This window comes from Hominenteromicrobium sp., assembly GCF_046974225.1.
Lineage (GTDB): Bacteria > Bacillota > Clostridia > Oscillospirales > Acutalibacteraceae > Hominenteromicrobium > Hominenteromicrobium mulieris.
This window is the reverse complement of record NZ_JBKWAE010000017.1, coordinates 10,478-34,365: the sequence shown is the minus strand read 5'-3', so window position 1 is coordinate 34,365 and position 23,888 is coordinate 10,478. Positions and strand designations below refer to the sequence as shown.

The 23,888-nt window shown below is 53.0% G+C and carries 24 protein-coding genes; 21 read left to right on the top strand and 3 right to left on the bottom strand.

Annotated elements, in window-relative coordinates:
* Positions 1 to 7 precede the first annotated feature (7 nt).
* From ACLTX1_RS11180 to ACLTX1_RS11100, 17 genes are all read left to right on the top strand, one after another.
* A complete protein-coding gene (locus tag ACLTX1_RS11180; protein WP_343284828.1) occupies positions 8 to 604 on the top strand; it encodes a hypothetical protein in 597 nt (198 codons plus the stop codon).
* A gap of 145 nt (positions 605 to 749) precedes the next feature.
* Positions 750 to 1,757 carry a calcium/sodium antiporter gene (locus ACLTX1_RS11175; RefSeq protein ID WP_412330945.1) on the top strand — a complete coding sequence of 336 codons (1,008 nt, stop codon included), beginning with the start codon at positions 750 to 752 and terminating at the stop codon, positions 1,755 to 1,757.
* Positions 1,758 to 1,938: 181 nt separating this feature from the next.
* Complete coding sequence (locus tag ACLTX1_RS11170) at positions 1,939 to 2,523, top strand: hypothetical protein (protein ID WP_412330944.1); 585 nt, start codon at positions 1,939 to 1,941, stop codon at positions 2,521 to 2,523.
* A 472-nt stretch (positions 2,524 to 2,995) separates the two neighbouring features.
* The gene (locus ACLTX1_RS11165) at positions 2,996 to 4,126 is read left to right on the top strand and encodes an ABC transporter ATP-binding protein (protein ID WP_176820125.1); all 1,131 of its coding nucleotides are present in this window, start codon (positions 2,996 to 2,998) and stop codon (positions 4,124 to 4,126) included.
* Complete coding sequence (locus ACLTX1_RS11160) at positions 4,116 to 4,934, top strand: ABC transporter permease (protein WP_316518369.1); 819 nt, start codon at positions 4,116 to 4,118, stop codon at positions 4,932 to 4,934. The genes ACLTX1_RS11165 and ACLTX1_RS11160 overlap by 11 nt, the downstream gene beginning before the upstream one ends.
* Positions 4,931 to 5,746: an ABC transporter permease gene (locus tag ACLTX1_RS11155; RefSeq protein ID WP_176820127.1), complete on the top strand. Its 816-nt coding sequence runs from the start codon at positions 4,931 to 4,933 to the stop codon at positions 5,744 to 5,746. The genes ACLTX1_RS11160 and ACLTX1_RS11155 overlap by 4 nt, the downstream gene beginning before the upstream one ends.
* On the top strand, positions 5,746 to 6,960 hold the full coding sequence (locus tag ACLTX1_RS11150) for an ABC transporter substrate-binding protein (protein WP_412330943.1): 1,215 nt from the start codon (positions 5,746 to 5,748) through the stop codon (positions 6,958 to 6,960). The genes ACLTX1_RS11155 and ACLTX1_RS11150 overlap by 1 nt, the downstream gene beginning before the upstream one ends.
* A 309-nt stretch (positions 6,961 to 7,269) precedes the next feature.
* Positions 7,270 to 7,881: a DUF4867 family protein gene (locus tag ACLTX1_RS11145; RefSeq protein ID WP_176820129.1), complete on the top strand. Its 612-nt coding sequence runs from the start codon at positions 7,270 to 7,272 to the stop codon at positions 7,879 to 7,881.
* A gap of 103 nt (positions 7,882 to 7,984) precedes the next feature.
* Positions 7,985 to 8,896: a putative ABC transporter permease gene (locus tag ACLTX1_RS11140; protein WP_412330942.1), complete on the top strand. Its 912-nt coding sequence runs from the start codon at positions 7,985 to 7,987 to the stop codon at positions 8,894 to 8,896.
* Positions 8,896 to 9,408, top strand: a complete 513-nt coding sequence (locus ACLTX1_RS11135) for a 4'-phosphopantetheinyl transferase family protein (RefSeq protein ID WP_412330941.1) — start codon at positions 8,896 to 8,898, stop codon at positions 9,406 to 9,408. Before ACLTX1_RS11140 ends, ACLTX1_RS11135 begins: the two co-directional genes overlap by 1 nt.
* A gap of 75 nt (positions 9,409 to 9,483) precedes the next feature.
* Entirely contained in the window at positions 9,484 to 10,029 is a 546-nt protein-coding gene (locus ACLTX1_RS11130; RefSeq protein WP_176820132.1) for a DUF4830 domain-containing protein, read from the top strand.
* A complete protein-coding gene (locus tag ACLTX1_RS11125; RefSeq protein WP_412330940.1) occupies positions 10,026 to 10,745 on the top strand; it encodes a pseudouridine synthase in 720 nt (239 codons plus the stop codon). Before ACLTX1_RS11130 ends, ACLTX1_RS11125 begins: the two co-directional genes overlap by 4 nt.
* Positions 10,746 to 10,935: 190 nt before the next feature.
* Positions 10,936 to 12,045: an ABC transporter ATP-binding protein gene (locus ACLTX1_RS11120; protein ID WP_412330939.1), complete on the top strand. Its 1,110-nt coding sequence runs from the start codon at positions 10,936 to 10,938 to the stop codon at positions 12,043 to 12,045.
* 230 nt (positions 12,046 to 12,275) lie between these two features.
* Positions 12,276 to 13,430 carry an FprA family A-type flavoprotein gene (locus tag ACLTX1_RS11115; RefSeq protein ID WP_412330938.1) on the top strand — a complete coding sequence of 385 codons (1,155 nt, stop codon included), beginning with the start codon at positions 12,276 to 12,278 and terminating at the stop codon, positions 13,428 to 13,430.
* Between the two features lie 227 nt (positions 13,431 to 13,657).
* Positions 13,658 to 14,353 carry an alpha/beta hydrolase gene (locus tag ACLTX1_RS11110; protein WP_412330937.1) on the top strand — a complete coding sequence of 232 codons (696 nt, stop codon included), beginning with the start codon at positions 13,658 to 13,660 and terminating at the stop codon, positions 14,351 to 14,353.
* Between the two features lie 180 nt (positions 14,354 to 14,533).
* Entirely contained in the window at positions 14,534 to 15,862 is a 1,329-nt protein-coding gene (locus ACLTX1_RS11105; RefSeq protein ID WP_412330936.1) for a replication-associated recombination protein A, read from the top strand.
* Between the two features lie 64 nt (positions 15,863 to 15,926).
* Positions 15,927 to 16,361, top strand: coding sequence for an NUDIX hydrolase (locus tag ACLTX1_RS11100; protein WP_412330935.1), 435 nt, complete (start codon positions 15,927 to 15,929; stop codon positions 16,359 to 16,361).
* Positions 16,362 to 16,444: 83 nt separating this feature from the next.
* Here ACLTX1_RS11100 and ACLTX1_RS11095 read toward each other — a convergent pair whose 3' ends face one another.
* Positions 16,445 to 17,218 (bottom strand): type III pantothenate kinase, encoded by a 774-nt coding sequence (locus ACLTX1_RS11095; RefSeq protein ID WP_176820138.1) that lies wholly within the window; start codon positions 17,216 to 17,218, stop codon positions 16,445 to 16,447.
* A 14-nt stretch (positions 17,219 to 17,232) separates the two neighbouring features.
* Positions 17,233 to 17,853, bottom strand: a complete 621-nt coding sequence (locus ACLTX1_RS11090) for an ECF transporter S component (RefSeq protein WP_412330934.1) — start codon at positions 17,851 to 17,853, stop codon at positions 17,233 to 17,235.
* Between the two features lie 284 nt (positions 17,854 to 18,137).
* On the opposite strand from ACLTX1_RS11090, the gene ACLTX1_RS11085 reads away from it, so the two are divergent.
* Positions 18,138 to 18,896, top strand: a complete 759-nt coding sequence (locus tag ACLTX1_RS11085; protein ID WP_412330933.1) for an endonuclease III — start codon at positions 18,138 to 18,140, stop codon at positions 18,894 to 18,896.
* Between the two features lie 145 nt (positions 18,897 to 19,041).
* Here the strand turns inward: ACLTX1_RS11085 and ACLTX1_RS11080 are convergent, their stop codons facing one another.
* Complete coding sequence (locus ACLTX1_RS11080; protein WP_396897209.1) at positions 19,042 to 19,866, bottom strand: 4Fe-4S binding protein; 825 nt, start codon at positions 19,864 to 19,866, stop codon at positions 19,042 to 19,044.
* Positions 19,867 to 20,191: 325 nt separating this feature from the next.
* Here ACLTX1_RS11080 and greA point away from each other — a divergent pair, with 325 nt between their 5' ends.
* The 3 genes from greA (at position 20,192) to ACLTX1_RS11065 (ending at position 23,842) form a co-directional block, all read left to right on the top strand.
* Complete coding sequence (gene greA / locus ACLTX1_RS11075; RefSeq protein WP_176820141.1) at positions 20,192 to 20,674, top strand: transcription elongation factor GreA; 483 nt, start codon at positions 20,192 to 20,194, stop codon at positions 20,672 to 20,674.
* A 79-nt stretch (positions 20,675 to 20,753) separates the two neighbouring features.
* Positions 20,754 to 22,694, top strand: coding sequence for a lysine--tRNA ligase (gene lysS, locus ACLTX1_RS11070; RefSeq protein ID WP_412330932.1), 1,941 nt, complete (start codon positions 20,754 to 20,756; stop codon positions 22,692 to 22,694).
* Positions 22,695 to 22,957: 263 nt separating this feature from the next.
* The gene (locus tag ACLTX1_RS11065; protein WP_118700521.1) at positions 22,958 to 23,842 is read left to right on the top strand and encodes a MerR family transcriptional regulator; all 885 of its coding nucleotides are present in this window, start codon (positions 22,958 to 22,960) and stop codon (positions 23,840 to 23,842) included.
* Positions 23,843 to 23,888 lie beyond the last annotated feature (46 nt).

Below are 23,888 nucleotides of genomic sequence, written 5' to 3'. Positions count from 1 at the left end.
GAACAGTATGACAGGTATCGATTTGTTCAAGGCCCTCGGCGGTGTAAAGGAAGAATATATCGCGGAAGCGGACGGCAGCCGCAAGCTGCCGCACGTAAGAAAAGTCACCCTGCAATGGTGTGCCGCGCTCGCCGCGTGCGTGTGTCTGCTGCTCGGCTGGGGCTTCATCGCGCAGCACCTCAGCGGCATAGCCGATTACACCGGCGACGAAACGAAAGTCACAGGCGCCGCCGAGACCGCGCAGGCAGACGGCGCAGATCAGGGCACCGCGCCCGCCATCGGCGGCAAGGTCGTGTTGCCTGTGCGCATCACGGCAGAAACACAGCCCGTAAGCGACGTGAAGGTCTTCACGGACGAGGAAAAAATCGGGCAGATCATGCCGCTGCTTCTCTTAAAGAACGCGGCGGAAACGAGCGGCGACCCGAACGCATACGACGGCTCGGCCAACATTTTCACGCTGGAATACGCAAACGGCGAAACGAGCACGATCACGGTTTACGGCAATCTGTTCTATAAAAAGGACGACGGCCCGTGGTGCGATATTCCGTACGAACAGGCCGAAAAGCTCGAAGAGCTCGTCCGCAGCCTTGGGTCCGATGAATAAAACCGTAAAATTTGACAAAACAGGCAAATAAGACTGGATTTTCCCGCAGTTCCCCGCTATAATAGAAATAATGTCTTTCTCCGCGTAATCTTGCGGAAGAAGAAAACGAAAACGCTCTGAAAGCGTAAAAAAGGGGAATTTGCAAATGGAAATTGCAATTACAGTCTTGCTGCTCATCGTGGGTCTCGTGCTCATCATCAAGGGCGGCGATTTCTTTGTGGATGCCGCATCGTGGATGGCGGAAGCCTCCGGCATTCCGAAGCTTATTGTCGGCGCAACGGTCGTCAGCTTCGCGACCACTTTGCCGGAGCTGCTCGTCTCCATCTTCGCGGCGCTCGACGCACGTGCCGCAGAGGCACTTTCGCCCGGCAGCGGCATCGGCATGGTGGATATGTCCATCGGCAACGCCATCGGCAGCGTCACGGCGAACCTCGGTCTCATCATGGGCATCGCGCTTGTCGCCATTCCTATGGCGATCCGCCGCAAAGATTACATGCTCAAAATGATCCTCATGCTCGTGGCTGCCGCTGTCACCGTATGTTTCTCACTGTTTGATAACGGCGTCGGCATGGTTGCCAGCATTTTGCTCATCATTATTTTCGTCATTGCCATGTACGACAACATCCACGAGGCCGTCGTCGCCGTCAAGGGCGGGGCAAAGGGTCAGCAGCTCGATGAGCCCGTCACGAAAAAAACCGTCATCACCAATGTTGTCAAGTTCCTCATCGGCGCGGTCGGCACGGTCGCCGGCGCACAGCTCCTTGTCGATAACGGCTCCGCGCTCGCTTCCATGTGCGGCGTTTCGGATCGCGTCATCTCCGTCACCATCATCGCCATCGGCACGTCTCTGCCGGAGCTTGTCACCACGCTCACCGCCATCGCGAAAAAGCAGGGCTCGCTCTCCGCAGGCAACATCATCGGCGCAAATATCATCGATCTGACCTTGATTCTGCCCGTATGTGCGCTCATCTACGGCAGCAAGCTCCCCGCGTCGCCCACCGTCGCCATGGTCGATATCCCGGCATGTCTCATCATCGGCATTCTGTCTGTCGTGCCCACGCTCATCACGAAGAAATTCTCGCGCTGGCAGGGCGTTTTAATGCTCGCCGCCTACGCCGTCTATATCGTGCTCAGCGTCATTGTTATGGCATAACTTGTAACTTTTGTAACGAAAGCTCCGTTTTCAAGAAAAACGGGGCTTTTTTATGCACTTTTCAAATCATTTCCTCTTGACTTTTCAGCGCTCTGTATGCTAAAATGTAACAGAAGTGTAACAAATGTTATTGCTTTGTAATTTTTGAATGTCAGGTGAGAAGCGCATGCAGGCGGCAGAAATGCGGATAAAAACCGAAAACAGTGTGGAGGCAGCAAGCGCCATTCTTCGCACACTGCGTCATGCCGTGCCGGTGCTCTTGACCTTGCTTATCGCTTTGCTCGCCGCCGCACCCGTTTTGGCGGATGAGACCGATGAAGCGATAACGGATACCGAAACCGTCTCCGCCGAACCGACGGAAGACCTCCGGGACGATTACACCGCCGTCGCCGCGCAGCTGGAAGCCGTCGCGCGCGCAGAGGGCAGAGATATGGCAGATAAAATGCTCAGCACTGCCCTGCACAGCCTCACGGGGACTTCGGTCGATCCCGATGACGCCGAAAGCGCCGTTTCCGCCGCGGCTGCGCCCGAGGCCGCAGAGCCGAAGGCTGTTGTCGTCAACGCTTCCGTGCAGGCGGGCGCCAAGTGGTCTGCAAAGGGCATTCTGCCGTTTTTAGCCGTTGTGCTGCTGGCGTTTTTAGGTCTTTCTCTTGCCGTGCGCCCCATGCGCCGCCGTCGTGTGCATTCGGCCCGTGCTTATCGCCCCATGCGTGACCGTACTCTGAATGACACTGCGTTTCAAAGCCGCGCACATTCCACTTTATAAATCCGATCATAAGGAAAAACATACTTTTCCTCTCTTTTCGGCGCCGCTCGGTTCTCGGGCGGCGCTCTTTTTTTCGCAAACCCGCATAAATCCCTTTTTGACATTCCTGAAAATCCCATTTTTAAAAATGCACACAAATCCATCGTCAAACTTTATTCATATTTTACGCAAAAGCGGTTGACAAATCCTGACTTTTTCCGTAAACTGAACTTATTGCGTTTGCATCTAAAACCAAATAAAATCGGCTGTTCCGGAAAGGTCGCTAAAACGGGCAACACACAAAGCGTTGTGTTGCTTTTATCCTGTTCGGAAAAGTGTTCCTGCCGCGGCCGGATCACGGGCGAAAGCCTGCGGCCGTGAAAAATCCTTTGCGGAAGCAGTACGCATCATGCAGCCGGGGTGTGTGATTCACTAAGACCGCGCAACTTTCGGGGGACAAGGGTCCCACCAAACCGCAAAGGGGATGCTTTCCATGTTAAAACCAATCATCACGCTCAAAGACATTGCAGTATCGTTTGACGGCGAGCAGGTCTTAAAGAACTTCAACCTCACCATCGGTGACGGCGAGTTCGTAACACTGCTCGGACCCTCCGGCTGCGGCAAAACCACGGTTTTGCGCACCATCGGCGGCTTCGTCACACCGGATAGCGGCGATGTCTTTTTTGGTGACGAGAAGATCAATAACGTGCCGCCGCATAAGCGCGCCGTCAATACGATTTTCCAAAAGTACGCGCTTTTCCCGCACCTGAACGTCTATGAAAACATCGCGTTCGGCATGCGTCTCAAAGGTAAGAAAGAAGACGAAATTCAAAAGACCGTCACCGAAATGCTGCATATGGTCAACTTAAACGGCATGGCGCACCGCGGTGTCGGCCAGCTTTCCGGCGGTCAGCAGCAGCGTGTCGCCATTGCGCGCGCCCTCGCAAACGAGCCGAAGGTGCTCCTCCTCGATGAGCCGCTTTCCGCGCTCGATTTAAAGCTGCGCAAGGATATGCAGAACGAACTCAAAAAAATCCAGCAGGCCATCGGCATCACGTTCATTTTCGTCACGCACGACCAGGAGGAAGCGCTCTCCATGAGTGACACGGTCGTCGTCATGGATAAGGGCGAAATTCAGCAGATCGGCTCGCCGATTGACATCTACAACGAACCGAAAAACGCCTTCGTTGCGGACTTCATCGGCGAAAGCAATATCCTCGACGGCACCATGATCGAAGACTACCTCGTCGAGGTCGCCGGTCAGCGCTTCAAGTCGCTCGACAGCGGCTTCGGCAAAATGGCCCCGGTCGACGTCGTCATCCGCCCGGAGGATATCGACATCGTGCCCACCGGCTCCGCCGCCGCACACATCAACGGCGTCGTCACCAGCGTCACGTTTAAGGGCGTACACTATGAGATTATCGTCGATGTTGACGGCTTCAAGTGGATGATCCAGACGACCGACAGCGCCAATGTCGGCGATAAGATCGGCCTTGCGCTCACGCCGGACGACATTCACGTCATGGCGAAGTCCGTTTACTCCGGCACTATGGGCGATTACAGCACGTTCAGTGACGAAATGGAGGAAGCGCTCCAGGAGGAGGGCAGCGAACATGAGGACTAAACTCATCTCTGCCCCGTACACGATCTGGATGACGCTGTTCATCATCGTGCCCATGGGTCTTGTGGCATTCTTTGCCTTTACCGATAAAAGCGGCGCTTTTACGTTAGATAACATCGCGCGCGTCGGCCAGTATTCCAACGTCTTCCTGCGTTCCATCTGGCTTGGCGCACTCGCAACGTTTATTTCGCTTCTGCTCGGCTACCCGCTCGCGTATATCATCGCCAAAGCGGCGCCGAACCGCCAGAGCTTCCTCATTTTGCTCATCATGCTGCCCATGTGGATGAACTTCCTGCTGCGCACCTACGCATGGATGTCCCTCCTTGAGGATAACGGCCTCATCAACAATATGCTCGCCGCCGTCGGTCTGCCGCGCATCCACATGATCAACACCGCGGGCGCAGTCGTCCTCGGCATGGTGTATAACTACATCCCGTACATGATCCTGCCCATTTACTCTGTGCTCACCAAAATCGACAACAGCGTCATCGAAGCTGCGCAGGATCTCGGTGCAAACAACCGCAATGTCTTCCTTAAAGTTGTCCTGCCCATGAGCATGCCCGGTGTCATTTCCGGCGTTACCATGGTGTTCGTGCCCGCTGTTTCCACATTTATTATCTCTAAAATGCTCGGCGGCGGCGGAAACCTGCTCATCGGCGACCTCATCGATATGCAGTTCCTCGGCTCGGCGTATAACCCGAACCTCGGCTCTGCCATTTCACTTGTCCTCATGGTCATCATTCTCATCTGCATGGGCATCATGAACCAGTTCGACGACGGTGAAAATGTGGGAGGAGGTATGATTCTGTGAAAACGGCTTCCAAAGTCTACACGGCGCTCATCTTCATCTTTCTTTACGCGCCCATCATCGTGCTCATCATCTTCTCGTTCAACGATACGGATACCGCAAGCCGCACCCAGTTTTCCGGCTTTACACTGCGCTGGTATCAGCGCCTGTTTGAGGACCGCTATATTCTGGAGGCGCTGCTCAATACATTGATCATCGCCGTCGTTTCCGCGTTCGCTTCCACTGTACTCGGCACCATGGCGGCGGTCGGTATCAACCGCATGAAGCGTATGCCGAAAAAGGTCATGATGAACATCACCAATTTTCCCATGGTCAACCCGGAAATCGTCACCGGTGTTTCCATGATGCTTCTGTTCGTCGCGGCAGTCAGCCTGTTCGGCGGCAAAAGCCTCGGCATGGCGTCGCTCATCATCGCGCACATCACGTTCTGCCTGCCGTATGTCATCCTGTCCGTTCTGCCGAAGCTGCGCCAGATGAACCCGAACCTCTTCGAGGCCGCGCAGGATCTCGGCTGCCCGCCGGTACGCGCGTTCTTTAAAGTCGTGCTGCCGGAGATCATGCCCGGCATCGTCACCGGCATGATCATGGCGTTCACGCTCTCCATCGATGATTTCGTCATCAGCTACTTCACAAGCGGCACCACGCAGACGCTGCCCATCTACATTTATTCCATGACGAGAAAGCGCATCTCCCCGGAGATCAACGCGCTTTCCACCGTGCTCTTTGTGTGCATCATGCTCTTGCTCATCATCATCAATGTTCGCCAGGGACGTGAAGAGCGCCGTGCCAAAAAGGCAGAAAGGGAGCGTGCCTGATGAAAAAGAAATTTTTCGCCGTCTTTTTTGCGCTTCTGGTGCTCTGCACCGCAGCCGCGCCCGTCTTTGCCGATGAAGCCGACGACTGGGATTTTTCCGAAGAATACCCCACCGCAGAGCCCACCGGTGTGACCATCAATGTCTACAACTGGGGCGAGTATATTTCAAACGGCACCGAGGGCTCGCTGGATGTCAATGCCGAGTTCACCCGTCGCACCGGCATCGAGGTCAACTACACCACGTTCGACAGCAACGAGTCGCTGTACTCCAAACTCGCAGGCGGCGGCGCAAGCTACGATGTCATTGTCCCGTCCGATTACATGATCTCAAAGCTCATGAACGAGAACATGCTCGCGGAGCTGGATTTCAGCAATATCCCGAATTTCGGGTACATCGATGAGCAGTTCCGAAACCCCGATTACGACCCCGAAAACAAATTCTCCGTGCCGTACACATGGGGCACCGTCGGCCTGTTCTATAATACCGATTATGTCACCGAGCCCGTCACCAGCTGGTCTATTTTGTGGGACGAGCAGTACAGCGGCAAGATTTTGATGTTCGATAACCCGCGCGACGCGTTCGCCATCGCACAGGAGCGCCTCGGCTTCTCCCTCAATTCCACCGACGAAAGCGAGTGGGAGCAGGCGGCTATGCTTTTAAAAGAGCAGAAGCCCCTCGTACAGGCGTACGTCATGGACCAGATTTTTGACAAAATGGAAAGCGGCGAAGCGTGGCTTGCACCGTACTATTCCGGCGATGCCGGTACGCTTGTTGAAAACAACGAAAACATCAAGTTTATTGTCCCGGAAGAGGGCACGAACTACTTTGTCGATGCCATGTGCATCCCGGCAACGGCCGAACACAAAAGAGAAGCCGAACTGTACATCAACTTCATGTGTGACCCCGAAATTTCCGGTGCGAACATGGATTTCGTCGGCTACGCCACCCCGGAGACCGCCGCGAAAGACTATCTTGCTCCCGACGCCGTCGCAAATCCCATCTACTACCCGGATCAGGACGTGCTCGACCGCACGGAGGTCTTCGTCAATCTCCCGAGCGAGACGAGCAATCTGCTCGATACGCTCTGGGCAGAGGTCAAAATGGGCGGCCCCGGCCAATCCGCGGTTCTCATCGCCATCATCCTAGTCTTCCTCGCAGTCTACATCGCCATCATCATCTGGAAAAAACAAAAGCGCAAGCGCGAGATGATGTAACAACTGCGTAAATAGAAGTATATTGAAAGCTCTTCGGAAATCACTTTCGGGGAGCTTTTTCTCTGTCTGGGCGTTTTATCAAAAGGCTTCGCCTTTTTAGGAAACCCATGCAACTGGGTTTCCTAATTTTGGTGTAGGCAAAAGGTGTTTCGTCGGCTGTGGACGACGACTTAGGGCGCTGCCCTAAGGACCTGCAAGCTTTTGAAAAAGCTTGCGCAAAACTTTTTGCGTTCTTAGCGTCTTGCAATTTCCTCTGCACCTCGGTATAATGTGGTTAGATTCAAAACAGAAAGCAAGGATGAAAAAACCATGAAAATTCAGAATGTTTCGGATGCCGCTTTTAAAAAGTACGGCAAAGTCATCACGGGGCTCGATTGCTCCGACATTATCGCCGCCATGGCGGAAACGCCCTGCCCGGAAAACGTCGTCTATGTGCCCGGTGCAGAGTCTCTCGAAAGCTGCGCGTCTGCCAAAGACATCGCCTACACGCTCTACGGCGGCATGCCTGTGCAGATTGGCTACTGCAACGGCAACAACCATAAGTTAAACGGTCTCGAATATCACCGCGATAGTGAAGTAAACATCGCCGTCACCGACCTCATCCTGCTCATCGGCTCCGAGCAGGACATCGAAAACGGCAAGTACGATACGTCTAAGGTCGAAGCGTTCCTCGTGCCCGCCGGCACCGTTATCGAGGTTTACGCCACCACGCTGCACTATGCGCCGTGCAATGCAAACGACGGCGGCTTCAAGTGCGTCGTCGCGCTGCCGAAGGGCACGAACACCGACATCGAAAAGCGCGCGCCGAAGACCGAGGAAGACAAAATGCTTTTCGCCCGCAACAAGTGGCTGCTTATGCACCCGGAAGCGGCAGAAGAGGGTCAGTACGTCGGCCTTGTCGGCGAAAACATCTGCGTTTGATTTGCGTAGAACGCCGTAAAACCGAACAACCGGGGCATACCGCACGGCACGGTGCAGTATGCCCCTTTTCGCTCAAAATCTATCCATAATTAGGGGGAGACCCATGACATTTTATGATCTGCTCTGGTATTTTACCATTTATTCGTTTTTAGGCTGGTGCTCGGAGGTCATTTTTGCCACCGTCACCACCGGCAAGTTCGTCAACCGCGGCTTCTTAAATGGCCCCGTGTGCCCCATCTACGGCTTTGGCATGTCGCTCGTGTTGCTCGTTTTGCTGCCGTTTTCGGATAACATCCCCTTGCTGTTTATCGGCGGCGCGCTGCTCACCAGCGCCATCGAGCTTGTCGGCGGTTGGGCGCTCAAAAAATTCTTCCACACCACGTGGTGGGACTATTCCAACCAGCCCTTCAACCTCGGCGGCTATATTTGCTTAAAATTCAGCATCCTCTGGGGCCTGTGTGTCGTCGTCGTCATTCGCATTGTTCATACGGCTATCGCGTCTCTCGTGCACTGGATTCCCTTCACGCTCGGCGCAATTCTGGTCGGTATTTTCATCGCGCTGTTTATCACGGATACCATCGTCACCGTGCTTACCATCCGCAAGCTCAACGAAAAGCTCACCGTCATCAACGATATGTCCGCGCGTCTGCGCAAAGAGAGCGACGCCATCTCGAACGGCCTCGGTCGCCTGACGCTCCTTGCAGACGAGAAGATCACCGAGCAGAAGCAGGAGTTCGACGAAAAAGCCCGCCCTGTCCTCGAAGAGAAGCTTCAGGCACAGCGCGCTCAGCTTTCGGAGAAGTACGAAGAATACCGTGCGTCGCTGGAAGACCGCCGTGTGAAAGCACAGAAGTCTGCCGAAGACCTCCGTGCCCAGTGGAACGGCGTTACCTCCAAGCTCCAGCGTCACACCCAGCGCCGTTTGCTGCGCGCCTTCCCGACCATGAAAAACGACCGCGCAGACGAAGCACTGCGCCGCTTGCGTGCGTGGATGGATGAAAAGAAGGAAAACTGATGCGTCGCTATGTGGAAAACGTTCCGCCCTCGCTCACGCAAAAGGAGCTGCATGACCGTGCTTACGCACTTTTGTATCGCGTCTTAAAGGACGAGTGGGGCATCGAATCGCCTGTTGTGGAAAAAACTCCGCTCGGCAAGCCGTATTTAAAAGGGGAGAACATGCCCCATATCAGCCTGAGCCACACTAAGGGCATCGTCTGCTGCGCCGTGTCGCGGAAAAATGTCGGCATCGATGCCGAATATCCCCGCCGCGTGCGGGGGAGTGCCGCAGAGCGCGTCTGTACGCCCGCAGAGCTTCGGGACATACAAAGCAGCCCTAATCCCGCCGCGCGCTTTCTGGCGTACTGGACGCTCAAAGAGAGCATCTCCAAGTGCCGCGGCACCGGCCTTTCGGAATCGTTCCAAAACTACGAGATCACCTTTCAAAACGGCATGCCGCATCTTAACGGCTACACGCTCTTTTTCGAGCAGTACGGCGTGCATTTTCTCGCCGCCGCCGAGGAAGCATAAAGCATAGCCGCCCCGCATACCTATGACCGAAAAGAAAGTCTTACCCGGTTTTCTGCGGTGAAAGGTGGCAGCAATATGATTGTATCGCTCGGCGCGAACAAAAAACGAATTTTGGCGGTGCTTGTGCTCATCGCCATAGCCGTCAGCGCGTTTTTCCTCATCCCGCGCGGCGAAAAGCGGCAGACATTCCCCGGTATGACGGGGGAGGAGCGCCTCGCGTTTTTAACGTCCTTCGGCTGGGAGGCGGAAGCGGAGCCGCAGGATGTGCGCGAGGTTGTCATTCCCGCAAAATTCAACGATGTCTATGCGGCGTATAATACGATGCAGCAGGCGCAGGGTTTCGACCTTTTGCCCTATGCCGGCGAAAAGTGCACGCAGTACCGCTACCGCATCACAAACTACCCGAATACGCCCGATGGCGTCTTCGCAACGCTCCTTGTCTTTGAGGGCAATATCATCGGCGGCGATGTCGCGTCCGGCGCAGAGGATGGCTTCATGCACGGCTTTGCGGCAGACAGCGCCCGCTATGAGATGCCGAAGTCGGTTATCAAAGAGAGCGCGTCGCCCGCGCCGGACACCGGCGAATCCACACAAAATCCAACGGAAAGTGAAACAACATGAGACTCGATAAATTCCTTTCAAACGAAAATATCGGCAGCCGCAAGGCGGTCGGCACGCTGGTGCGCAGCGGTGCCGTCGCCGTCAACGGACAAGCCGTGCGCAAAAGCGATATCCAGATCGACCCCGAAAAGGACGAGATCACCGTCAACGGAAAGCCCGTGCGGTACAGCGCGTTTGTGTACATCATGCTCTATAAGCCCTCGGGTGTGCTCACCGCCACGCGTGACAGCCGCGCAGAGACTGTCTTAGACCTCCTGCCGCCGGAGCTTAAACGCCGCGACCTGTTCCCTGCAGGCCGTCTCGATAAGGACACCACCGGCCTTCTCGTTTTAACGAACGACGGCGAGTACGCCCACCGCATGTTGGCGCCGAAAAGCCACGTCTGGAAGCGTTACCGCGCCACGCTCGACCTGCCCGCCGAAGAAAGCGACATCGCGCGCTTTGCCACCGGCATCAAAAGCGGCGAAAACGAGTTTGCCCCTGCCGTGCTCGAAATCAGTAAGGACGATCCCCACATCGCGTGGACGGAAATTCGGGAGGGGAAGTTCCATCAGGTCAAGCGTATGTTTTCAGCGTGCGGCAAGACCGTCACGGCCCTTCACCGCGAATCCATCGGCGCTTTAACGCTCGATCCCACACTTACGCCCGGCGAAGCGAAAATTCTCGATCCGAGCGCCGCAGCGTTGGTTTTTGAAAAACCTGCACAAATAATCTGAACAAAAAGCATCAAGAATTTTTGCCGTTTATTTATTTTAACTAAACTCAAAGGAAAAAGTTTGGGCAAATAAGGACTGTTCAGGGACCCGATTTTCTGCTATACTTAGTGCATTGAAAAGAGACGTTGTTCGTCACATATGGCTGCCAGGCTCTGACGTATAACAACCTATCATCAGGAGGAAAAATCTTATGGCAAGTGTAACACTTAAAAATGTCTATAAAATCTATTCCGGCGGCGTTACCGCTGTTACAGATTTCTGCTTGGACATCGAAGACAAGGAGTTCATCATTCTCGTTGGTCCTTCCGGCTGCGGTAAGTCCACCACGCTTAGAATGATCGCAGGTCTCGAAGAGATCAGCAAGGGTGAGCTTTACATCGGCGATCAGCTCGCAAACGATATTGCTCCTAAGGACAGAGATATCGCAATGGTGTTCCAGAACTACGCTCTGTACCCGCACATGACCGTTTATGACAACATGGCATTCGGTCTGAAGCTCAGAAAGACCCCGAAGGATGAGATCAAGCGCCGCGTTGAAGAGGCTGCTCGTATCCTCGACATCTCCCACCTGCTCGACAGAAAGCCGAAGGCTCTTTCCGGTGGTCAGAGACAGCGTGTTGCTCTCGGCCGTGCTATCGTCCGTGACCCGAAGGTCTTCCTGCTCGACGAGCCGCTCTCCAACTTGGACGCTAAGCTCCGTGCACAGATGAGAACCGAAATCGCTAAGCTTCATAAGAGACTCGGCACCACCTTTATTTACGTTACACATGACCAGACCGAGGCTATGACCATGGGTGATAGAATCGTTGTTATGAAGGACGGCTTCATCCAGCAGGTCGATACCCCGCAGAACCTGTATGATCTGCCGGTCAACGAATTCGTTGCAGGCTTCATGGGCTCCCCGCAGATGAACTTTATCGATGCTACCCTTGTTAAGGAAGGCGCAGATTACTACGTCACCTTCGGCGCAGCTAAGATTAAGGTTCCGGCTAACAAGGCTAACGATGAAATCGCTAACTATGTTGGCAAAGAGATCGTCTTCGGCATCCGTCCGGAAGACGTACACGATGAGCCGGAGTTCATCGAGAAGCATCCGGAGGCCAGAGCTACGGCTGACGTTGAAGTTACCGAGCTGATGGGCGCAGAGACCTATCTGTACCTCAACTGCGAAGGCAATGCTCTTACCGCTCGTGTTGAGCCGACTTCCACCGCTAAGACCGGTGACAAGATCACGATCGCTCTCGACATGAACAAGATGCACCTCTTCGACAAAGAAACCGAGAAGACCATCCTCAACTAATCGGTTTTATAAACAGCATACAGACGGCGTTCCCAATCGGGAGCGCCGTTTTTGCGTATCACACGTGCCGGTATTCTTCCTCACAAGCTTTCGGCACAGGTCGTGTAGCTTCACACCGAATCTGGCTGCGCTGCGTCTGACATTTCACTATCTTTAAAAAGCATTTGCATCGTGCGAAAACTGTGGTATACTGAAATCAGAACATTCAGAACATAAGGGAGTGCTTTTACATGTTTGTAACAGAAGATATTCGCTATATCGGCGTAAACGACCATGACGTAGACCTTTTTGAGGGACAGTACACCGTAGAAAACGGCATGTCCTATAATTCCTATGTCATCCTCGATGAAAAAGTTGCCGTCATGGATACGGTAGACGCCCACTTCGGCGTGGAATGGCTGCAAAACCTCGAAACGGAGCTTAACGGCCGTCGCCCGGATTACCTCGTCGTGCAGCACATGGAGCCGGACCATTCCGCCAATATCGCCGCCTTTATGGAGACATACCCGGAGGCGCAGATCGTCTCCTCTGCCAAGGCGTTCGTCATGATGCAGCAGTTCTTCGGCACGGATTTCCCGGAGCGCAAGGTTGTCGTCGGCGAGGGCAGTACGCTCAAGCTCGGTCGTCATACATTGACGTTTGTCACCGCGCCCATGGTGCATTGGCCGGAGGTTATCGTCACATACGACAGTACAGATAAAGTCCTCTTTTCCGCAGACGGCTTCGGCAAGTTCGGCGCGCTTGACGTGGAGGAAGATTGGGCAGACGAAGCCCGCCGTTACTACATCGGCATCGTCGGCAAGTACGGCGCACAGGTGCAGGCGCTCCTTAAAAAAGCCGCTGCGCTCGACATCGCCATCATTTGCCCGCTGCACGGCCCGGTTTTAAACGAAAACCTCGGCTATTATCTTGATAAATACAACACATGGTCGTCCTATGCGGTCGAGGACGAGGGCGTTGTCATCGCCTACACCTCCATCTACGGTCACACGAAAGAAGCTGTGGAGGAGCTTGCCGAAAAGCTAAATCAGCGCGGCTGCCCGAACGTCGTTGTCGCAGATCTTGCCCGCTGCGATATGGCAGAGGCCGTTGCCGATGCGTTCCGTTACAGCAAGCTCGTGCTCGCCACAACGACCTATAATGCGACGATTTTCCCGCATATGCAGAGCTTTATCGACCATCTCACCGCCCGCAATTATCAGGGCCGCACCGTCGGCATGATTGAAAACGGCGCGTGGGCGCCTATGGCGGCAAAGGTCATGAAAAAGATGCTGGAAACGAGCAAGAACCTCACTTACACGGATACCACCGTCACCGTAAAGTGCGCCTTGAACGATGCCTCCCGCGCCCAGATTGACGCCCTCGCAGATGAGTTGTGCAAGTAAACTGAAATTGAAGCTTTAAGCAACATCCCGGTCGTAAAATTTCGGCCGGGATTTTTGTGCAAAAAGATGTCCTGTGATGGCCTCTCATGTCCTTGCTTTTTGCGAAAAAATGTGTTATACTGGCTAAAAGAAACAATAGTTCGATTAAAACGGTGTGCGTGAGCGTACACAAAACCGCGTTTTGCGTGCAGTGAACGAACAGGCCTCCGTTTTTTAAGGGGGATACTATGCCCAAAAATCCGATTGTATTCACGCTCGATGGCCGTCGCTGCACCTGCCTTTTGCCGGAGGGAAAGCCCAAGAGGCTCTATGTACTGTGCGGGTGGGAGATGGAAAAGCTGATGATGCTACTCGCCGAAGACGCGCCGGAGGTATTATTTTTTTCTACGGAAATCGACGGCGGCCGGGATTTCACCCCATGGGAAGCGGAGCCCATTTGGCCCGGTGAGCCGTTTTCGGGCGGCGGGGAAGACTACTTAAAATTCCTGACAGACACGGCGCTGCCGTATTTAGAGGAGCGTTTCGGCGCGCCGACGGAACCCGAAAACTGTGCGCTGCTGGGGTACTCGCTCGGCGGATTATTTGCGCTTTGGGCGCTGACGAAAACGGAAAAATTCGGTGCAGGTGCAAGCCTTTCCGGCTCTTTGTGGTACCCGCAGTTTTTGAAATATTTGGAGAACTGTCCGCCTAAAAAGGACACCACAATATACTTATCCCTCGGCGACCGCGAACCGCTCGGCGGCCCGCCCGTCATGCGGACGGTGGGCGACTGCACGGAAAAGGCGAAGGAGATTTTAAGCGATCACGGCTGCAAGGTATTCTTCGAGTGGAATCAAGGCGGGCACGGCAAGGGCGTCACCAAACGCTGGCAGCGCGCCGTGCGCAGACTTTTGACCATGATGGCAAAAACGGTGGAAAAGTAAGACGAAATGCGGTTTTAATCGTTAATGATGGTGGAAAACGGAGAGGTGCGAAGCGCAATGCAAGAGCAGATCGAGCGGGAAGGCTGTTTTTGCGGAAGGCGGATTGAATGTAATTTGCGCAGGTTTGCGTGATAAAAAGTCAGGGCTTATGCAGGTTTTGCAGACGGAAGGAGACGCGAAATGGAACAGCAGAGCTTATTTGGAAACCGGGCGGGGCAGGACATGCCGCTTGCGACGCGGATGCGGCCGCGGACGCTGGAGGAATTTGCGGGGCAGCGCCATTTGCTCGGCAAGGGCAAGGTACTGCGGCAGCTGATTGAAGAAGACCGCGTGTCTTCCATGATTTTCTGGGGGCCGCCGGGCGTGGGTAAAACGACGCTGGCGCAGATTATTGCGGCGCGGACGAAGGCGAATTTCATCAATTTCAGCGCCGTGACGAGCGGCATCAAGGAAATTCGCGGCGTGATGAGCGAGGCGGAGCAGAACCATCGCATGGGTGAGCGCACGCTGCTGTTTATCGACGAAATCCACCGCTTTAATAAGGCGCAGCAGGACGCGTTTTTGCCGTTTGTGGAAAAGGGCAGCATCGTGCTCATCGGTGCGACGACAGAGAACCCCTCGTTTGAGGTGAACGCCGCACTTTTGTCGCGCTGCAAGGTGTTCGTTTTGCAGGCACTTTCCGAGGATGAGCTTGTGGAGCTGATGAAGCGCGCAATCAAAGACCCGCGCGGCTTCGGTAACCAGACGGTGGAAATCACCGATGAGATGTTGAAAATGCTTGCAGCGTTTGCAAACGGTGACGCGCGAACGGCGCTGGGAACGCTGGAGATGGTCGTTTTGAACGGGCACCGCGAGGGCAACAAGACGACCGTGACGATGGAGACGCTGGAGCAGTGCATCAGCCGCAAGTCGCTTTTGTACGACAAAACCGGCGAGGAGCACTACAACATCATCTCGGCGCTGCACAAATCGATGCGCAACAGCGACCCGGACGCGGCGGTTTACTGGCTTTCGCGTATGCTGGAGGCGGGCGAAGACCCGCTGTATGTGGCGCGGCGGCTCATTCGGTTCGCGAGCGAGGACGTGGGCATGGCGGACAGCCGCGCACTGGAGATCGCCGTGGCGGCGTATCAGGCGAGCCATTTTATCGGTATGCCGGAGTGCTCGGTGAATTTGACGCACGCCGTGGTGTATTTGTCGATGGCGCCGAAATCAAACGCGCTGTATGTGGCGTATGAGAGCGCGAAAAGGGACGCACAGAAAATGCTCTCCGAGCCGGTGCCGCTCGTCATCCGCAACGCGCCAACAAAGCTTATGAAGGAGCTGCATTACGGCGAGGGGTACGAATATGCGCACGATACGGCGGAAAAGCTGACCGCGATGCAGTGCTTGCCGGATTCGCTTGCCGGAAAGAAGTATTACAGACCGACGGACCAGGGCAGCGAAGCAAGGGTGAAGGAGCGATTGCGGCAGATTGAAGCGTGGAAGGCGGAGCGGAGGAAGAAGTGAGGTTGCGTTGAGCAAAACTTTTGACAATGATTGACGAGAGAGCGTGAAAATTCGGGGGCATTTTATGGTGGCGGTTAAGTTTTACGAAGATGTGAAAGACGAGCTGCTGCGTTTTGCGGTTGTTATTGCGAAGCATGACGGAAAATGGGTGTTTTGTAAGCACAAGGAGCGCGAGACGCTGGAGTTTCCGGGCGGGCACAGAGAGACGGGCGAGACGATTGCAGAGACGGCGAAGCGCGAGCTTATGGAAGAAACGGGTGCGGTGAAATTTGAAATTCGTCCGATCTGCGTGTACTCCGTGACAGGCAAAACGCGCGTGAACGAGACGGGTGAAGAATCGTTCGGCGGGCTGTTTTATGCGGAAATCACATCGTTCGGGGAGATACACAGCGAGATGGAGAAAATTGTATTATGCGACGCTCTGCCGGAAAACCAGACGTACCCGGAAATTCAGCCGGCACTTTTGAAAGAGGCGGAAAGACGGGGGTTCGGCGTATAAACGGACATAAAGAAAGCACGCAGAGCATGAAAATCTGCGTGCTTTTTGTGTGTATTGTATTGACTTGAAGCGCCGGGGCGTCTTCAGTTTTTCGGTTTGTTTTTTTCAAAGAGGATGGAGAGCCCTTTGAGGAGCAGGTCGTCATCTAAGATGATCTTGTTGCGGCAAAGGGGCGCGATGACGGAGGAGAGTCCGCCGGTTGCGACGACCGTACAGGGGGTGTTTAATTCCGCGTTGATGCGGTCGATGAGGCCGTCCAGTGCGCCGGCGTTGCCGTAGAGCAGGCCGCTTTTGAGGCAATCTACGGAATTTGTGCCGATGGTGTGCTTCGGCAGCTCGAACGCGACCTTCGGCAGCTGCGCGGTGCGGCTTGCGAGGGCATCGTGCGAGACAGCCACACCCGGCAGAATCATGCCGCCGCGGTATCCGCCCTCCGCATCCAGAACGGAGACGGTGGTGGCGGTACCCATATCGATGATGATCTGCGGGAGGGGATAGTGATGGATGCCCGCGACGGCGTCCACGACAAGGTCGCTGCCGAGCTGGGCGGGATTATCGATGTGGATGCGCAGGCCGGTTTTGATGCCGGGGCCGACGACGAGCGGCGTGAGGTGCAGGTATTTGTGCACCGCGTCGCGCATGGTGAGCGTGACGGCCGGGACGACGGACGAGAGAATCGCGCCGTCAACCGCGGTGATGTCTGCGCGGTTCATATCAAACGCCATTTTGAGCATGGCGGCATATTCGAGCACCGTTGCGGTGGGGTTTGTGGAGACGCGTTCGCGGAAAATGACCTGTCCATCGGCACAGCAGCCGATGACAATGTTGGTGTTGCCGATATCGATGGCTAAGATCATGGGAGGACCTCCTTTTAATCTGCTTTTTTAGCGGGTGTTTGAATAAACCCGGCTTTTAAGAGGACGCTGCCGACGGCGCCGGTGATGACGGTGGACGAGAGCATCTCGAACACGGCATTGACGCCGACGAACGCGCAGACGAACAGCAGAATGTTTTGGCCGTTGATCAAGCCCTGCATGTACTCGGTCTGCCCGAAAAGCAGGATGAGTGCGGACATGAAGAAAAGCGTATTTAAGAACGCAGCGGCGAAGCCCGTGACGAAGCACGCGGCGACGCGGTTCAGCTTACGGACGCTGCGGAAGATGTAGCCGAGCAAAAAGCCGTCCAGCATACGCGGGACAAAGCACAGCAAAATGGAGAAAAACGGGTTGATGCTAAAAAGCGTGGACCCGAGCATGCTCACACCGCCGACGCCAATCGCCTGCAGAAAGCTTGTGAGGCCGAAGACGGATCCTGCGATGAGACCACCTACAGGTCCGAGGGCCAGTGCGGACACGGCGACCGGGATAACGTTGAACGTGATGGCGAGCGGCCCGATGTTCAGATAGCCGAGCGGCGTAAAGGACATCAGCAGCAAAAGCGCCGTCATCAGGCCGAGCAGAGTGAGCTGCTTTGCGTTAAATTTCTTGTTCATATTCAATTTTCCTTTCTTGTTATTATTCTCCGTAGGAGATACAATACAATACGAAAAAAGTATAGCACAGATTTTGAAAAATCGCAATGTTTTCTATTGGCTTTGACGCGGCGTTAAGGGATAAACTGGGTTTAGCCCGAGAGGAGGACGAAAGATGAAAAGTGAGCCCAATCTCGCCACCTCAAGCAGGGACGAGAAATTCTGTATTGCGATACTGAAAAGCTGTGCTATACTGAAATTAAGAAATTCAGTTGTATTGAAAAGCTTGATTTTGGAGGTGCACAGTGGAAAATAAGGATATTTTAAACGCTTTGCAGAATTATGAAATGACATTCGGAACGGCAGAAAACATATTTAACGGCGGACTTTTGACAGATGCAGAGCGCGATTTTGTGATGCGGGATAGCAACGCATTTTTGTTTGGGCTTATCGCAGATCAATCGGTGAAAGCGGAGACCGCATGGTCACTGCCGTATAAATTGGCGCAGCGGTTAGGGCATTTTTCCATGCAGAAGATTGCCAAAGAAAGCTCGTCGGAAGAAATAGGCACACTGCTACGCACAAAGCCGGCATTGCATCGCTATCCTGGCAATATGGGGCGGTATTTGTGGTCGGCAGCCGAAAGACTTACATCGAAATACGACGGCTGCGCCGAGAATATCTGGGGCAATGTGACTGCCATGGAGATTGTAGAGCGGTTGGAGGCGTTCTCTGGAATCAGCCACAAAAAGTCTTCACTTGCTTGTTTGCTGCTTTGGCGCGATTTGGGTGTCGAAATATCAGATAAAGAAAATATAGATATTGCGTATGATGTGCATATTCGGCGTATTTTTCTGCGCGCCGGGTTCTGCGAAAAAGATACATTGAAAGACGTAACGGAAGCGGCGCGGCGGCTGAACCCTAAGTTTCCGGGTTATTTAACTTCGCCGTTCTGGGCCTTAGGCCGAAATATTTGCCGGCCGACGGAGCCATTGTGCGGACAATGTCCGATACGACCCTTTTGCGCACGGCGTTTGGATAAAACTGAAAATCTCCGTGCTTGAATTTTGCACAGTCAGGAAAGCGGGAGATTCAGCAAATCGATTTGCTGAATCCGGTGAAAGTGAAGGCGTAAAAGAGAACATAAAATAAAAAACTACGGTGCTTGCGGGTACCGTAGTTTTTCTTATATATAGGGTTTACAGCGTTTTAATGCAGCGCTTTTTTGGGACAGACCTTGGTGCATGCATAGCACAGGATGCACTCCGTGGCGTTTTTGCGCTTTCGGCTTTCTTTGTTGACCTCGACGTTCATCGGGCAGACCTTCAGGCATTTGCCGCATTGGACACATTTGCTTTCATCGCAATGTACGCGCAGGAGTGAAAAATAGCTCATCGGCTTTAAGAAGACCGTGATCGGGCAAAGATATTTGCAGAACGCGCGGTTATCCTTAAAAATAAACGCAAGCGCGATGCCGCCGGCATAGTAAAGAATGTTGCCGATGAGGAACAGCCAGAACATGATGCGCTCGAGGTTCGAGAACTTCATCAGGAACAGGGCGGAGACGAGCGCGAACGAGAGCGCGAACATCACATAGCGCAGCGTGCCCAGCTTTTCTTTGCGGGGCTTTTGCGGCACTTTGAACGGGAGCAAGTCTAAGACCATGGCTGTCCAGCAGGCATAACCGCACCAGCCGCGGCCGAAAAGCAGCGGGCCGAAAATTTTTGCGACGGCGTAGTGAATCGTCGCCGCCTCGAACACGCCGGAAAACAGATAGTACCAAAAGCCTTCAATCTGCATGTTCTCCTGCGACATCAGCCCCAGATACACGAGCATGTAAAGCCCGACTGCAAGCTGCACAAACTGCCGCGCATAGCGTTTTCCCGCGGTGAAAAGCGCTAAGCCGACCGAAAGGCAAGAACCTATGTAGCTGAAATTGAATAAATAAAACAGGTTGCTTTTTGTGAGCCACAGCGTAACCGCTACGCCTTCAAAAAGCAGAAACATCAAAACCGATGCCCGATACTTTTTCAAGATGAGCCTCCTTGTAACTGTGCTTTGTACATGTTGTGCGTTTGAAAATTTAATTTTACGCTTTCATTCTACCATATCCCGTATAAAACACAAGGGAAATCTATCGCATAACGGAAAAGGCATTTTATGAAGGAAGCGGGGCTTTGTGCGGGGTAGGGCGGGAATGGGGGAAATGAGCAAAGATGGGGCGGGAAAACGGCTTATTCTGTACACTTTTCCGCCTTAAAAAACATTGACATTTGGTACCAAAATCGCTATAATAAAGAACATTAGTGTACGCATTTACCCGTTTTTCGGAATTACAAATAAAGGTGGTTTATTTACTATGGCAGAAAAGGCATATTATGTTACAGAGGAAGGCCTTGCGGCATTGCAGGCTGAGCTGGAGGACTTGAAGGTCAACCGCAGAAAAGAAGTTGCGGAAAAAATTAAAGAAGCGCTTTCTTTCGGCGACCTTTCCGAGAACAGCGAATATGACGAAGCAAAGAACGACCAGGCTATCCTTGAGGCGCGCATCGCCGACCTTGAAGTGATGGTGAGCAACGCACGCGTCATTGAGAAGGAAAACCTTGCGGCGGATACCGTGCACATCGGTTCTTCCGTATTTGTAAAAACGAAGCGTGCGGACGGCAGTGAAGCCGAGCGCAGCTTCAGCATTGTGGGCTCTAACGAAGCAAACCCGCGCCAGGGCAAGATTTCCGATGAATCCGCCGTGGGCAAAGCACTTGTCGGCGCGAAGGTCGGACAGACCGTTGAAGTGGAGACACCCGCAGGCATCGTGGAGTACACGATCATCTCCGTATCTTAATTGAGAATCAGGCGGTGCGGATAGAAAATCCGCCCGCTTTTTTTGTGACCGCCGTGCGGCGGGGAAAGGAAGGCAGAAAATGGCAGAAAAGAAGACCCCGGAAACGGAAGCGGAACTGACCGAAGTGCTGCGCGTGCGCAGAGAGAAACTCGCTCAGCTTGTAGAAGACGGCAAAGACCCGTTCCAGATCACGAAATTTGATGTGACGCACCACAGCGCGGAAATTAAAGACGATTTCGACGCGCTTGAGGGCAAAGAAGTTGTGGTGGCCGGTCGTATGATGAGCAAGCGCGTCATGGGCAAGGCATCGTTTTGCAATGTGCAGGACTTAAAGGGCGGCATCCAGTGCTATGTGGCGCGTGACGCCGTGGGCGAAGACAGCTACAAGGATTTTAAGAAATTTGACATCGGCGACATCATCGGCGTGCGCGGCGAGGTGTTTAAGACAAAAACCGGCGAGATTTCCATTCACGCTTCGTCTGTGACGCTGCTCTCGAAGAGCCTGCAGGTGCTGCCGGAGAAGTTCCACGGCCTGACGAACACCGATATGCGCTACCGCCAGAGATACGTCGATCTCATCGTGAACCCGGAAGTGAAGGACACGTTTGTAAAGCGCTCGAAGATCATTAAGGAGATCCGCAATTTCCTCGACGGCAGAGGATTTATGGAAGTGGAGACCCCGATGCTGGTTTCAAATGCCGGCGGTGCGGCGGCGCGTCCGTTTGAGACGCATTATAATGCGCTGAACGAAGACGTGAAGCTGCGTATTTCTCTGGAGCTTTACCTGAAGCGCCTCATCGTAGGCGGCCTTGAAAAGGTTTACGAGATTGGCCGTGTGTTCCGCAACGAGGGCGTCGATACGCGCCACAACCCGGAGTTCACGCTGATGGAGCTTTATCAGGCCTACACGGATTATTACGGCATGATGGAGCTGACGGAGAACATGTTCCGTTACCTTGCCGAGAAGGTGTGCGGCAGCGCGGTCATCACGTATAACGGTGTGGAAATCGACCTCTCGAAGCCATTTGCGCGCTTGACGATGAACGACGCCATCAAGAAGTATGCGGGCATCGACTTTGACGAGGTGAAGACCGACGAAGAAGCGAAGGCGCTTGCAAAAGAGCACCATATTGAATATGAGGAGCGCCACACGAAGGGCGACATCATCAACCTGTTCTTTGAGGAATACTGCGAGAAGGAGCTCATTCAGCCGACGTTCATCATGGACCACCCGCTGGCGATTTCTCCGCTGACGAAGAAGAAGCCGAGCGACCCGACGAAGGTGGAGCGCTTTGAGCTGTTCATCAACACGTGGGAAATGTGCAACGCGTACTCCGAGCTGAACGACCCGATCGACCAGAGAGAGCGTTTTGCGGCGCAGGACGCGGCGTTTGCTGCGGGCGACGAGGAAGCGAACCACACGGACGAGGATTTCCTGAATGCGCTTGAGTACGGCATGCCCCCGACGGGCGGCATCGGCTACGGCATCGACCGCCTTGTGATGCTGCTGACGGACTCCCCAGCCATCCGCGATGTTTTGCTGTTCCCCACAATGAAACCTTTGGACAAGGATAAGACCGAAAAGGCCGAGACCAAGGCTGAAGAAAAGTCCGTTGAAGCGGCTCCTATCGTCGAAGAAAAAATTGATTTTTCCAATGTGGAGATCGAGCCGCTGTTCCAGGATCAGGTGGATTTTGACACCTTCTCCAAGAGCGATTTCCGTGCCGTGAAGGTTAAGGAATGCGAAGCCGTGAAGAAGTCCAAAAAGCTCTTAAAGTTCGTTTTGGACGACGGAACCGGCGTAGATCGGGTCATTTTGAGTGGTATTCACGAGTATTATGAGCCGGAAGAGCTGGTTGGAAAGACCTGCATCGCCATCACCAATCTGCCTCCGAGAGCGATGATGGGCATTGACTCTTGCGGTATGCTCCTCAGTGCTATTCATGAAGAAGAAGGCGAAGAAAAGCTTCATCTTCTGATGGTTGATGACCACATTCCGGCAGGTGCAAAGCTCTATTAAGATGATGTAAAGATGTACCGTTTTACCGAATAGACGGGACGTACTTCATTTGATAAAAAACTGAAAAAACAGCGATTTACATCAAACTTACATCAATTGATGCAGAAATCGGTGCAAGCAAGAAAAAATCGCATAATTAGCAGAATGAATGGGCAGTCCTGAAATCGGGATTGCCCATTTTTAGAAGAAAGACGAAAAACTCTTGACCTGCACGCAGCGTATACGCTTATACTATCAACATAAATCATAAGGAGGTGCATCTGATGTTATTAAATGAAATTATAAATGAGGTTGGAATGACAAAGCGTGCAGTTAAGTATTATGAAGAAAAAGGATTGCTGTCAGTGGATAAAGATAACAATGGTTATCGTAACTATACTGCACAAGATGTTGAAACTTTAAAAAAGATTTCAGTATATAGAAAACTCGGTATTAGTATTAAAGACATACAGAGCCTTTTGGAAACTGGCGACAAAAGTATTCTTCTTCGTATTTATCAAGAAAAAGTGCAGGAAAAAGTTTTAAAAGACTCAGGACTTGAAGCTTTGAAGCAATTTATAGATGATGGTGACGCAGACAAAGCAAATGAGGCACTTGATTATCAAACCGTTGAAAATGCAATTGAGTCTTTGCTACCGGGAAAAGAATGGGGAGATTATTTTAAAAGTCATTTCAAACCATTTCTTAATGTAAGGTTGAAGACTCTGGAACAGAAGCAGGCACTACAGAATATATTAGAATATTGCGATGAAACGACATTGAAAGTTCCTTTTATTATGGGAATAGGTGCGAAGATGATAGGTGGGATTGCACAAGAAACCAGAACCGCAGATGAGATGATAGCCTATTATCGTGATATGAGTGAAAGTGAATATGAAAGACTAAAAGAAAAAGTATGGAAAGGTGCTAAAATGAAAAACGGTATAATGAAATACCATCCAGCATTTATTGCACAGAGAAAAATGCAGAAAGAGTTACAAAATAAAGGATATAACGATATATTCATTCCTAATTTAATGGTTCTGTCTCCAACGTATGCAGAATATAAGAAAGCGTTAGATAATGTGAACGATAGAATGTGTAGAGAACTTGGACTGTATTATGATAGCAATTATAACTTAGTTATTAAAAAAGATAATTCTAAGTAAAAGTTAAACTACCCTTTGGGAGAGGAGAAATCCTTTTCTCAAAGGG

Excerpts from the sequence above, each read along its gene's own strand:
- ACLTX1_RS11180 (WP_343284828.1), top strand. The coding sequence starts at position 8 with ATGACAGGTATCGATTTGTTCAAGGCCCTCGGCGGTGTAAAGGAAGAA.
- ACLTX1_RS11175 (WP_412330945.1), top strand. The coding sequence starts at position 750 with ATGGAAATTGCAATTACAGTCTTGCTGCTCATCGTGGGTCTCGTGCTC.
- ACLTX1_RS11170 (WP_412330944.1), top strand. The coding sequence starts at position 1,939 with ATGCGGATAAAAACCGAAAACAGTGTGGAGGCAGCAAGCGCCATTCTT.
- ACLTX1_RS11165 (WP_176820125.1), top strand. The coding sequence starts at position 2,996 with ATGTTAAAACCAATCATCACGCTCAAAGACATTGCAGTATCGTTTGAC.
- ACLTX1_RS11160 (WP_316518369.1), top strand. The coding sequence starts at position 4,116 with ATGAGGACTAAACTCATCTCTGCCCCGTACACGATCTGGATGACGCTG.
- ACLTX1_RS11150 (WP_412330943.1), top strand. The coding sequence starts at position 5,746 with ATGAAAAAGAAATTTTTCGCCGTCTTTTTTGCGCTTCTGGTGCTCTGC.
- ACLTX1_RS11145 (WP_176820129.1), top strand. The coding sequence starts at position 7,270 with ATGAAAATTCAGAATGTTTCGGATGCCGCTTTTAAAAAGTACGGCAAA.
- ACLTX1_RS11140 (WP_412330942.1), top strand. The coding sequence starts at position 7,985 with ATGACATTTTATGATCTGCTCTGGTATTTTACCATTTATTCGTTTTTA.
- ACLTX1_RS11135 (WP_412330941.1), top strand. The coding sequence starts at position 8,896 with ATGCGTCGCTATGTGGAAAACGTTCCGCCCTCGCTCACGCAAAAGGAG.
- ACLTX1_RS11130 (WP_176820132.1), top strand. The coding sequence starts at position 9,484 with ATGATTGTATCGCTCGGCGCGAACAAAAAACGAATTTTGGCGGTGCTT.
- ACLTX1_RS11125 (WP_412330940.1), top strand. The coding sequence starts at position 10,026 with ATGAGACTCGATAAATTCCTTTCAAACGAAAATATCGGCAGCCGCAAG.
- ACLTX1_RS11120 (WP_412330939.1), top strand. The coding sequence starts at position 10,936 with ATGGCAAGTGTAACACTTAAAAATGTCTATAAAATCTATTCCGGCGGC.
- ACLTX1_RS11115 (WP_412330938.1), top strand. The coding sequence starts at position 12,276 with ATGTTTGTAACAGAAGATATTCGCTATATCGGCGTAAACGACCATGAC.
- ACLTX1_RS11110 (WP_412330937.1), top strand. The coding sequence starts at position 13,658 with ATGCCCAAAAATCCGATTGTATTCACGCTCGATGGCCGTCGCTGCACC.
- ACLTX1_RS11105 (WP_412330936.1), top strand. The coding sequence starts at position 14,534 with ATGGAACAGCAGAGCTTATTTGGAAACCGGGCGGGGCAGGACATGCCG.
- ACLTX1_RS11100 (WP_412330935.1), top strand. The coding sequence starts at position 15,927 with ATGGTGGCGGTTAAGTTTTACGAAGATGTGAAAGACGAGCTGCTGCGT.
- ACLTX1_RS11095 (WP_176820138.1), bottom strand. The coding sequence starts at position 17,218 with ATGATCTTAGCCATCGATATCGGCAACACCAACATTGTCATCGGCTGC.
- ACLTX1_RS11090 (WP_412330934.1), bottom strand. The coding sequence starts at position 17,853 with ATGAACAAGAAATTTAACGCAAAGCAGCTCACTCTGCTCGGCCTGATG.
- greA (WP_176820141.1), top strand. The coding sequence starts at position 20,192 with ATGGCAGAAAAGGCATATTATGTTACAGAGGAAGGCCTTGCGGCATTG.
- lysS (WP_412330932.1), top strand. The coding sequence starts at position 20,754 with ATGGCAGAAAAGAAGACCCCGGAAACGGAAGCGGAACTGACCGAAGTG.
- ACLTX1_RS11065 (WP_118700521.1), top strand. The coding sequence starts at position 22,958 with ATGTTATTAAATGAAATTATAAATGAGGTTGGAATGACAAAGCGTGCA.